Here is an 11087-nt window from a genome sequence, read left to right on the forward strand (position 1 = left end):
ATGAAGATGCTGAAGGTGTCCGGCGACCGCCTCACCACTGGCTCGGGCGAACCGGTGGCACTGCGGGGCGTGGGGCTCGGCGGCTGGATGATGATGGAGAACTTCCTCAACGGCTTCCCCGGCACCGAGCACCAGGCGCGGGACGCACTGCGCCGCACGATGGGGGCGGAGCGGGCCGACCGGCTCTTCGACCGCATCCTCGACGAGTTCTTCACCGACGCCGACGCCGCGCTCATCGCCCGTACCGGACTCAACTGCGTACGCATCGCCGTCAATTACCGCCACCTCGCCGACGACGCCAAGGCGTTCGAGATCAGGCAGGAGGGCATGCGGCGCCTGACCGCCGCCGTCGACGCCTGCGCCCGGCACGGCCTCTACACCGTCGTCGATCTGCACGCCGCGCCCGGGTTCCAGAACCAGTCGGAGCACAGCGACAACCCGACCCACCATGCGTGGCTGTGGCGTCATCGCCACTTCCAGGACCGGCTCGTGGCCCTCTGGGAGGCCCTCGCCGACCAGTTCCGCGGCCGGCCCGAGATCGCGGGGTACAACCTGCTGAACGAGCCGGGCGACCCCACGGGTGACGTGGTCGGACCGTTCTACCGGCGGCTCACCTCCGCCGTGCGCGCCGTCGACCCCGACCATGTGATCTTCCTCGACGGCAACCGCTACGCCAACGACTTCGACGTCATCGGCGACGGGTACGAGAACACCGTCTACTCGGTGCACGACTACGCCCTCGCCGGGATCCGCGACGCGACGACGTATCCCGGCGAGGTACGCGGCCAGTACGTCGACCGTGCCGCCCTCGAGGAGCGCTTCCTGGAGCGGACCGCGCACTCGCGCCGGACCGGTACACCGGTGTGGATCGGCGAGTTCGGGCCGGTCTACTCCGGTGACCCCGCGGTCGACAAGCACCGTTACGCGGTCCTGCACGACCAGTTGGAGATCTACCGGGAGCACGGCGCGAGCTGGTCGATCTGGACGTACAAGGACACCCACCTGTCCGGGCTGGTGACGCTGGACCCCGACTCGCCGTGGTCCCGGCTGCTGCGTCCGATCCGCGAGAAGAAGGAGCGGCTGGGCACCGAGCCGTGGTCCACCGGCGAGGAGGGCATCGGCCATGTCCTCGCGCCGCTGGACGAACTGCTCGCCGCCGAGTACCCCGGCTTCGACCCGCCGCCGTTCGGCCGCCGCTGGTACGTGCGCCGGCTGGTCCGGGAGCTGCTTCTCGGCGAGCCCCTGCTCGAGGAGTTCGCCGCCCTCTTCTCCTCCCTCGACGACGCCGCCGTCGAGGACCTCGCCGGCTCGTTCCGCCTCGGCTCCTGCGTACCGCGCCCGCAACTCCTCGATCTGCTCTCGGAGTTCACCCGCGACTGAGGACCTCTTCCGAAGGAGACAACAGTGCGTCACCCGACAGACCCCTGCCCTCCCCCAGGTCCCGGCCTCCCCGGCCTCAGCCGTCGCGCCCTGCTGGGCGCCGTCGGCGGCGCCGCACTGCTCACCGCGCTGCCCGCCGAGGCGGTCGGCGGGACGAGGACGGGACTGCCGCTCCTCGAACCGTTGCCGGCAGGCGCTCCCGACCGAACGCTGTTCGCTCCCCATGAGCAGCGGTTCGCGCCGTATCTGGTGATTCTCGCCCCGATGGCCAACGAGATCGAGGACACCGACCCCGCCACCTACGGCTGGTTCACCGGCGGCTGGTGGCGCACGCCGAACGTGCCGTACAACGCCCGCATCCAGGAACACGTCTTCACACTGAGCTGGTTCCACACGCATCCCCGGCCGTGGAACCCGTACGCAGGCGACCCGGCACTGCTCGCCCGCCTCGACGCGGCGCTCCAGCACTACCTGCGTCTGCAGCACGACGACGGCTCGTGGCCCGAGTACCGGCCCACCGAGCACTCGCGTGCCGCCACCGGCTTCGCCCTCGGCTACCTGAGCAAGACGCTGCGCAATCTGCGCACCACCGGGGCCCTGCCCACTCGTCAGGCGCAGATCCGGGCCGCTCTGCGCAAGGCGATGCAGTGGTTCCTCGACCCCGGGAACACCACCGTGTGGGAGTCACCCCTGAAGTACGCCAACCAGCACATCGCGGGGCTGGCCGGAGCGGCACTGTGCCTGGACCTGGATCCGCAGCCGGCCCTGCGGGAGCGGCTGGCGGAACGCATCGCTTTCGTCGTCGCCCACGGGCAGAGCCCGCAAGGCTTCTTCTACGAGCCCCGTGGCATGGACGTCGGTTACAACCTCGAGGTCATGCTGCCCGACATGGCCGAGATCCAGCACCACAGGGACGACCCGGCCATGCTCACCATGGCCCGCGGCTTCGGGCCGTGGCTGGGCTACAACCTCGTCCGCGAACCCGACGGCTCGGGGTGGTTCACCAACGTCGCCGTGTCGGCGCGTACCAGCGTCCGGGCCCTCGACGACGAGATACGGGAGCCCGACCGCACGCACCTGGGCTCGCTCTTCGTGCCCGGCGTGCCGGGACTGGCGCCGTTCTTCACGACCCGTGAGGACCGGGCCGCCGCACGCGCCGCCTGGGCAGCGGACCCGTCGCCCGTGCCCGCGCCGCAACGCGGCAACACCTCACCGCGCATCATCGCGCACGTGCCGTACGGTGAAGCCTTCCCCACCCGTGCGCAGAAGCAGGCCGCCATCGCCGAGTTGCCCTATCTGCGACGGGACGCCTTCGTGGAGCTCCGCCGCGACGGCGGCCAGGACTTCCTGTTCGTCCGGCGGCCGGGCCTCTATCTCGGAGCGTTCCTCGGCCGGCGGGCCACGTCGTTGGTCCGCTCCGGCCTCTCCTTCCTCTGGCACCCGGACGCGGGCATGGTCGTGTACTCGCTCAACGGCGACGCCTTCTGCTGGGCCACGCGGCTCGCCGACGGCCGGCTGGACGCCGAAGGCGACCTGACGGCGGAATACGTCACCGGAGCACCGGGCGCGCGTCCGTGGACCGGCGACGACCGTGCTGCTCAGGCCCCGTTCGTGGTCCGGTACGGCACCCCCGACGCAGCCGTCACCACCGAGGTCACCGTCGCCGGGCAGACGGTGCGCCGTGTCGTGACCGCGGGCTCCGCCGCGACCGAGCTGATCCCGCTCGTGGTGCACCCGGCCGACCGGATGGCCTTCACCGACGGCACGGCGGCGTCCTACGGTTCCGCCACGACGGCCACCGCGGACGGCCTCACACTGCGCCGGGGACGCACCACGGTCCGCATCCGGTGGCAGGTGCCGCGCACCGCGAGTCTCACCGCGACGTCCACGACGTACTTGCGCGGCGGCGCGCGGCGCGCCCATCTGCTGCGCGTCCCGCACGACGGGACGCTCCACCTGACGGTGGGCTTCGGCTGAACCACCGCACGCGTCGCGGCCCGCGTCGCAGCGCCCCCGATGACGCCCGCATGCCCGGCGAAACGTCCCGACGTACCGTGGGAAGCGGGTGACCTCATGAAGGGACCGTCATGCTTCGTTGGCCGCCCATCGCGGATCACGGGCTCATCGGGGACCTGCGCACGGCCGCACTCGTGACCTCCGAGGGGGTGCTCGACTGGTTCTGCACTCCACGATTCGACTCGCCGAGCATGTTCGCGGGGCTGCTCGACCCCGATCGCGGCGGTCACTTCGCGATCACCGCGCAGACCTCGGGCGCCACCACACGGCAGCTCTACCTGGCGGACACAGCAGTCCTGGTCACACGGTTCATGACCGCCGACGGAGTCGGGGAGGTCGTCGACTTCATGCCGCTGGGTGAGGCCGAAGCCCCGGCGGACCGGCACCGCATCGTCCGCGTCATGCGCGTGACGCGTGGCACGGTCGGCTTCCGGCTGGCGTGCCGGCCCCGGTTCGACTACGGGCGCGCCGGGCACCGCCTGGCGCTGGAGCACGGGGTGGGCTATTTCCGTGGTCCCGGCCAGACCGCCTGCCTCCAGGTCGACGGGGCGGTGACGCTCCGGCGTGACGGGCAGGACGTGCGGGCGGACGTGGTGCTGCGGCAGGGCGAGCGGGCCGCCGCCGTCCTGACGGTGTGCGACGGCCCTGCCGGGCCGCTGCCGCCACTCACCGAGACAGGCGTCCAGCGGGAATTCCGCTCCACTTACGACTACTGGCACCGCTGGCTTCGCCGCAGCCGGTACCGGGGCCGCTGGCAGCAGTCGGTCAACCGCTCCGCGATCACACTCAAGCTGATGACGTACGCACCCACGGGCGCGCCCGTGGCGGCGGTCACCGCGGGCCTGCCGGAGCAGCCGGGCGGCGAACGCAACTGGGACTACCGGTACACCTGGGTGCGTGACGCGGCGCTGTCGGTGAAGGCGCTGCTGGACCTCGGGTTGGAGGCGGAGGCGGATGCCTTCCGGCGCTGGCTCGTCGCCCGGGTGCCGGCGGGCACGACGGTGACCGGTGAGCCGCTCCAGGTCATGTACCGGGTGGACGGCGACCCGCACCTCGCCGAGGAGGTCCTCGGCCATCTGGAGGGTTACATGGGCTCGGCGCCGGTCCGGATCGGCAACGGTGCGGCCGGCCAGCTGCAGCTCGACATCTACGGCGAAGTGGTCTTCGCCCTCGCCCATGCGCCCGGCATCCCTCAGCCGGCCGGGTACGACGGCTGGCCGCACCTGCGCGCGCTGCTCGACTGGCTGGCGCACACCTGGAACCGGCCCGACGAGGGCATCTGGGAAACGCGTGGTGGCCGCAAGGACTTCACCTTCAGCCGGGTGATGTGCTGGGTGGCCTTCGACCGTGGTGTCCGCCTGGCCGCGCAACTGGCACGGCCTGCCGATGTCGCCGGCTGGACCGCCGCGCGGGACGCGATCTTCGCGCAGGTGATGGACCGGGGCTACAGCCCCCGTCGTCGTGCGTTCGTCCAGCACTACGGGGCGGAAGTCCTCGACGCCGCACTGCTGTTGATGCCCTCCGTCGGCTTCGTCTCCCCGAAGGACCGCCGCTGGCTGTCGACCCTGGACGCCATGGACCGGGAACTGGTCTCGGACAGCCTCGTCCACCGCTACGACCCGGTCGCCTCACCGGACGGACTGCGCGGCGGCGAAGGGACCTTCTCGATGTGCAGCTTCCTGTACGTGGAAGCCCTGGCTCGCGCCGGTCGCCTGGGGGTGGCCCGCTACGCCTTCGACAAGATGCTCACCTACGCCAACCACGTCGGCCTGTTCGCCGAGGAGATAGGCCCGACCGGTGAGCAACTGGGCAACTTTCCCCAGGCCTTCACCCACCTCGCGCTCATCACCGCGGCCCTCGCTCTCGACGAGGAGCTGGACCGTGCCGAGATGTGATCGGGTCACGGTGCCGGTGGCGTGGGGCTTCGAGGGCGGGATCTCCCGGCACCGGGGTCAGCCGATCGGTTGACCCCGGTGTCCGCCGTTGCGCTCGCCGTGTCCAGCCGGTGCCCCGACCGAAGGCGGCGGGGAGCGGCCCCAGGATGGAACGCAGCGCGGCGCCCTGGTTTCCGCGCGGTCCCGTGGTCCCCGTGCCGCTCCGGAGTCCCCGGACCGCAAGAGGTCCGGGGACGCCACGAAGGACAAGGAGTTCCGCCATGAACGCCGTCGACCGCGCCCTCCTGGAGGCCGCCGCGCGCGGTGACACCGACGCCGTGCGCGCCGCCCTCGACGGGGGCGCCACCGTCGACGCCCGCGACGAGCACCGCCGCACCCCGCTGCTGCTCGCGGCGCTCGGCGATCACACGGCTGCCGCGCAGGTGCTGGTGGCCGCGGGCGGGGACCCGGACGCCCAGGACGACCGGCTCGACAGCCCGTGGCTGGTCACAGGCGTGACCGGCAGCGTCGCCATGATGCGGGCCCTGCTGCCCGCAGGACCCGATCTGAAGGTCACCAACCGCTACGGCGGCGTCAGCCTCATCCCGGCCGCCGAAAGCGGCCACGTCGACTACGTGCGCGCGGTGCTCCGCGAGACCGGCATCGACGTCGACCACGTCAACCAGCTGGGCTGGACCGCCCTGCTGGAGGCCGTGATCCTCGGGGACGGCGGCCGGGACCACCAGGAGGTCGTCGAACTGCTGATCACCGCCGGGGCCGACCCCGGGCTTGCCGACAAGGACGGCGTCACCGCCCTGCAGCACGCCGAGCGCCGCGGCTTCACCGGGATCGCCGGTCTGCTGAGGGCCGTACGGTGAGGCGAACCGCATGGGCCGCGGCGGCGGGCGTCGTGCTCATCGCCGGATGCTCCGCCGGAGCCGAGGTCAACTCCCCCGCCTCGCAGGGGCCTTCCGCCGCGCCCGCGACGTCCGCCGAGCCTGCGCCGGCTCCGTCGGGGCGCACGCCGACCGGCACGCTCCTCGTGGCGGACTTCGCCGCCGCCACGGTCACGTTCGTCGACCCGGACCGGGGCGCGTTCGACTCGGTCGACGTCGGCACCGCCCCCTACGGTCTCGTCGTCGGCGACGACGGGCGGGCGTGGGTGGCCACGGCCGAGGGCGTCGCCGTCGTGGACACGGCCCGGCGGACCCGGATCGCCCGCGTTCCGTACTGGACCGACGGCCTCGGGGAGCCCACGCACGGCGAGTACCGCGGCGGCGGCATGGGCATCGCCCTCGCCCCCGACGGCCGCCACGTGTACGTCGGGGTGAACCGGCCCGGCGGCAACGGCGCCGTCGAGGTCGTCGACACCCGGTCCCTGGAGGTCACGGGCGTCGCCGATGTGGGCCGTCGCCCGTTCGACGTGGACGTCTCGCGCGACGGGCGCGAGGTGTACGCGACCGGCCACGACTCCTTCGACGTCACCGTCGTGGAGACCGACGGCCTCGGCACCCGGCGCATCGAGGTGGCTCCCTACGGCACGCAGGGCGGTCTGGGCTCCTGGCTCAAGCCGCACTACGCCGTCGTACGGCACTCGGACGGACGGCTCCTGCTGCCGTTCGAGGGCGAACGGCTGGTGGTCCTCGACCCGGAGTCCGGAACGTCCCGCGTCGAGCGCATGACCGCCGACACCCACCAGCACGGCGCGACGATCACCGGCGACGGCACACTGCTCGCGGTCGGGACGGGCCCGATCGACCCGACGAGCGACGAGGGCCCGTCGCTGACGGTGCGCGCCCCGGACGGCCGCGAGCGGATCGTGCCCCTCGACGGAGCCCACGAGGACGTCGCCGTCTCCCGCGACGGCCGCACCGCGTACGTGACGGGCGGTTTCACGCGCGACGGCTACTGGAACGGCATCACGGTCGTGGACCTGGAGTCCGGCGACACCCGACGGCTGCCGGCCGGCGTACGTCCCTTGGGCATCGCGGTCCTCTGAGCGGGCCACGCCCCCCAGCACGTCACGGATCTCACGGGGGACCGTGGGCGGTTCGCCGTCGCAATCCGCGCCACTCGGGAACACGGGCGGCCGGAGGAGGGTTGGAGTCCTATGAGCGTTCACCGCACGGCCGTTTCGGTACCGCCCAGCCGAGGAGAGTCCATGTCGCCGGGTCACCGCATCACGATCGAGCAGGGCACGCAGCACGTCCGTGTGGTCCACGACGGTACGGTCCTGGCCGAGAGCCGCCGGCCGCTGCTCCTGCACGAGACCGGCCTGCCGGTGCGCTACTACCTGCCGCCCGAGGACGTGAACACCGAACTGCTGACGCCGTCGGACTCGGGCACCCACTGTCCTTACAAAGGCGACGCGTCCTACTGGTCCCGACCGGGGGCGGCCGATCTCGTCTGGGCGTACCTCGACCCCAAGCCCGAAGTCGCCCTGATCAAGGGGCACTTCTGCTTCTACGACACCGAGGTCGTGGTCGGCTGACGCCCGCCGGTCCACCGGCTCATAGGCCCAGCGGACCGTTCACCGCGGGGGGGGGGAGAGAATCATGCGGTCATGATCTCAACTTCCCCGCGTACGCGGGCAGTCGGCCCCGCGGCGGCCCGCCGCGGGATGCCGGCGCGGCCGGGCCCGGACCCCGGGCCCAGGTCAGTCGGCTCTCCGGTCCCGCTCGCGGGGCTCGTCGGCGGCGCGGTCGGACGCAGGTTCGGGGCGTCCGTCGGCATCTCCAGCAGCGGGGCGATCGGCCGGTCGCCCTCCGGGATGTGGCGGCGGCGTGCCGGACACCGCGAGGGCCGGACCGGCCGCCGGCGGTGGGCGCCGTGGTCGGCTCGCGGCGGCGATCGGCGGCGGGAGGTCGTACGACTCGGGGCGCGGCTCCAGCTCGGCCACCATCTCGGCGAACCGGCTGCAGACCTGTCTGATCTCCTCATGTGTCCTGTCGCGTTCGGTGATGACGGCTGCGAGGAGGAGAGCGGTGAGCGCCGTCGTGCCGTTGAACGCCTGGAGCGTGACCATGCTGGAGAACAGGTCCTGACCGGCGAACGGCCCGCTCTTCCCGGCCGCGGCCAGAATCGTCAGTATGGACACCGCCAGCGCGCACGGTGCGGCGCCGGCCAGCTGGAAGCGGAAGGCGGCCCAGATCAGGACGGGGAAGACGAGGAAGAGCAGGGTCGAGTGCGGCGTACGCGTCGCCAGACCCGTGACGAGGACCGTCGCGGCCGCCAGCGCCGCCGCCTCGACCCATCGGCCAGGCGCTGCCCGCGGCGGCCACCGCGCTCCGCGCAGCGCGAGGAGGAACGGCGCGACGATGAGGATCCCCATCGCGTCGCCGGTCCACCACACCGACCACGTCGGCCAGAAGTCGCTCGGCTCCAGTGCCCCGGAGGCGACCAGTGCGCCGCTGCCGATGGTCGAACTGATCAGCATCCCGGTGAGAGCGCCGAGGAAGACCAGGGCCAGTACGTCCCGCAGGCGGTCCAGCTCGACCCGGAACCGGGCTCTGCGCAGCATCAGGCAGGCGCAGACCGGCGCCAGAGTGTTGCCTGCGGTGATGACGCACACCGCTGCCACCGAGGGCCCGAGCGCCACGTTCACCAGGAAGGCGCCAAGCGCGACGCCCGGCCAGACACGCAGCCCCAGGAAGAGCAGCGCGGCCAGCGCGACACCGGTCGGCGGCCACAGAGGGGTGACCTGGTCGCGCACCAGCTGCTGAAGAAGCCCGATCCGCGCGGCCCCGTAGTAGACGGCGGCGACGACGATGATCCGCAGGGCGGCAGACCCGAAGCGACCGATGTCTCCACTGCGCACAACAGCAGTCTGCGCCCGTCCCGGCTCCGCAGCGACCGCGGCGGTCGACGGGCGGTCGCCGAGGTCAGACGGGCCCTCGTGGGCCGTCGTAGCGGACGACGAGGACCGCGGCGTCGTCGCGGTGGCCGGTCAGGTCGGCCACCTTGACGACGGCCGAGGCCAGTATCTCGGGGTCGGCGTCGAACCCTGCGCGGACCAGCTTGGTCACCTCCTCCAGACCGGCCTCGATCGGGAAGTCGGGGCCCTCCACCACACCGTCGGTGAACAGGACGAGGACTCCCGCTTCCGTCAGACGCCGACGCGTCACCGGATAGCGCTCGCCCGGCACGATGCCGATCGGCGGCCCGCCACGGTCGAGGGCTACGCCGAAGTCGCCTCCCGAGGTCGCCCAGACCATCGGAACATGGCCGGCGCGGGACACCGTGAGCTCGCGGCTGACCGGGTCGAAACGCAGGAAACAGCAGGTGGCGAACAGGCCGCACCCCATGTTGATCAGCACGTCGTTCGCCCGGCTCAACACCTCGCGGGTGTCGTGCGTCGCCTCGGCGATCGCTCGGATGCTGGTGCGCACCTGCCCCATGAAGGCGACGGCCTCCACATCGTGGCCCTGTACGTCACCGATCGCGAGCGCCAGTGACCCGTCCTTCATCACGAAGGCGTCGTACCAGTCGCCGCCCACGTCGAGACCGTCCCGCGACGGCGTGTACCTGGCGGCGAAGTGCAGCCCCGGCAGCTCCGGCAGCCCCGGCGGGAGCATGTGGCGCTGCAGCGCCATGGCCAGCTCGACCCGGGCCCGCTGGAACTTGATCCGCTCCAGGGCCTGATCGACGAGCTGCCCGAGAGTGAGCAGAAGTTGCTGCCCGCTGTCGGACGGGTCGGGGCGATGTCGGGGCATCACGGCTCCGGTGTGCTCCGGAGGGCTTCTCACCTCACCCTAGCCCCGGCACCACCGGCGCTCTCGGTGGCCGGGGGCGACGCGGCACCGCCGGGTGGTCACGGGCTGTCGCCTTCCCAGTCGAACCGCTGGGGGTCACCGGGCCGCGGCCTGTACAGGGCACGCCCGCCGGGCCCGTACCGGCCGAGCTCGGTCGTCAGCGCCGCACCTGCCCGGAGCTGCTCGGCCGTCCATCCGGTCACGTCCAGGAACAGCCCGTCCAGCGGGCCGCCGACCAGGTCGACATAGGCGCGCCCGGGCCGCCTGCCGGCGTCGGGGTCCTCGTGGTCGGCCCCGTAGACCCGCCCTCGCATGATCTGCTCGTCCATGCCGGAAGCTTCTCAGCCGCCACTGACACCACGGGGGCGCCGAGCCGCCGGGGCGGCGGCGTGGCAGGTTCCGGCACCACTCCCCCGCGTCGTCCCCGCTGCCCGGGCCGGTCCCACGCCGCCACCCGGACCGACTCCTCTGCCGGGCCGCACCGACGCGAGGACGCTCGTCGAGCGCGCGACCGGTGTCAGATCCGGCCGCGGGCGAGCCGCGTCAACGGGCCGGTCGGGGGCTTCGCCGTGGAACGGCCCAGGGCGAAGGCGGCGCCGGCGACTCCCGCGACGCCTGCCGCTGCCCCGGCGGCGACCGCCTTCCGGTGCTTGACGGCCTCCCATGCGGTGCCGGCGGCAGTGGCGGCCTGTGCGGCATTCGCGGTCACCGCCTGCTGTCCGGTCTGGAGACCCGCGGCGGCGGCGCGACCCATACGCCTGGTGGCTTGGCCCGCTGCCCGCACGGTGGCCGAAGCGGATTTCCTGGCGTCCTGCGCCGCGGTTTCGGCTTCGCCGGCCGCGGTCTGCGCCGTGGACTCGGCCTTCGTGCCGGTCGCCGGGGCGGACTGCTTGCCTCGGGAGGCGGTGGACCGGGCGCCGGTGGTCTTCCTGGCCTTCGCGGCACCGGAGTTCCTGGGGCCGTTGCTTTCAGCGGTCATGACTGTCTCCTTGCCTGTCAGGGTCCGAGCGCCCGGGGCGGATCTCTCACCGAACACTCGTCTGCACTGCGTGACGCCGGTTCGCCT

General features: G+C 72.5%; 9 protein-coding genes and 1 pseudogene. 6 read left to right on the forward strand and 4 right to left on the reverse strand.

Annotated elements, in window-relative coordinates; translation table 11 throughout:
• The 6 genes from ACLB9X_RS03395 to ACLB9X_RS03420 all read left to right on the forward strand — a co-directional run bounded on the left by ACLB9X_RS03395 (window position 1) and on the right by ACLB9X_RS03420 (window position 7761).
• Window positions 1–1380, forward strand: coding sequence for a cellulase family glycosylhydrolase (locus tag ACLB9X_RS03395; protein ID WP_410358692.1), 1380 nt, complete (start codon window positions 1–3; stop codon window positions 1378–1380).
• A gap of 24 nt (window positions 1381–1404) precedes the next feature.
• Complete coding sequence (locus tag ACLB9X_RS03400) at window positions 1405–3357, forward strand: hypothetical protein (RefSeq protein WP_410358693.1); 1953 nt, start codon at window positions 1405–1407, stop codon at window positions 3355–3357.
• 110 nt (window positions 3358–3467) lie between these two features.
• The gene (locus ACLB9X_RS03405; RefSeq protein ID WP_410358694.1) at window positions 3468–5291 is read left to right on the forward strand and encodes a glycoside hydrolase family 15 protein; all 1824 of its coding nucleotides are present in this window, start codon (window positions 3468–3470) and stop codon (window positions 5289–5291) included.
• A gap of 260 nt (window positions 5292–5551) precedes the next feature.
• Entirely contained in the window at window positions 5552–6148 is a 597-nt protein-coding gene (locus tag ACLB9X_RS03410) for an ankyrin repeat domain-containing protein (RefSeq protein WP_410358695.1), read from the forward strand.
• The gene (locus ACLB9X_RS03415; RefSeq protein ID WP_410358696.1) at window positions 6145–7269 is read left to right on the forward strand and encodes a YncE family protein; all 1125 of its coding nucleotides are present in this window, start codon (window positions 6145–6147) and stop codon (window positions 7267–7269) included. Before ACLB9X_RS03410 ends, ACLB9X_RS03415 begins: the two co-directional genes overlap by 4 nt.
• 162 nt (window positions 7270–7431) lie before the next feature.
• Window positions 7432–7761 (forward strand): DUF427 domain-containing protein, encoded by a 330-nt coding sequence (locus ACLB9X_RS03420; protein WP_410358697.1) that lies wholly within the window; start codon window positions 7432–7434, stop codon window positions 7759–7761.
• A 378-nt stretch (window positions 7762–8139) separates the two neighbouring features.
• Here ACLB9X_RS03420 and ACLB9X_RS03425 read toward each other — a convergent pair.
• The 4 genes and pseudogenes from ACLB9X_RS03425 to ACLB9X_RS03440 all read right to left on the reverse strand — a co-directional run.
• Window positions 8140–9087: pseudogene (locus ACLB9X_RS03425) on the reverse strand (MASE1 domain-containing protein); the annotation flags it as partial.
• Window positions 9088–9151: 64 nt separating this feature from the next.
• A complete protein-coding gene (locus ACLB9X_RS03430; protein ID WP_410358698.1) occupies window positions 9152–9982 on the reverse strand; it encodes a PP2C family protein-serine/threonine phosphatase in 831 nt (276 codons plus the stop codon).
• Between the two features lie 98 nt (window positions 9983–10080).
• Window positions 10081–10350, reverse strand: a complete 270-nt coding sequence (locus ACLB9X_RS03435) for a hypothetical protein (protein ID WP_410358699.1) — start codon at window positions 10348–10350, stop codon at window positions 10081–10083.
• A 188-nt stretch (window positions 10351–10538) separates the two neighbouring features.
• Window positions 10539–11000 carry a hypothetical protein gene (locus ACLB9X_RS03440; protein ID WP_410358700.1) on the reverse strand — a complete coding sequence of 154 codons (462 nt, stop codon included), beginning with the start codon at window positions 10998–11000 and terminating at the stop codon, window positions 10539–10541.
• Window positions 11001–11087: the final 87 nt, after the last annotated feature.

Origin of the sequence: Streptomyces sp. 5K101, assembly GCF_046506645.1 — a bacterium.
GTDB lineage: Bacteria > Actinomycetota > Actinomycetes > Streptomycetales > Streptomycetaceae > Streptomyces.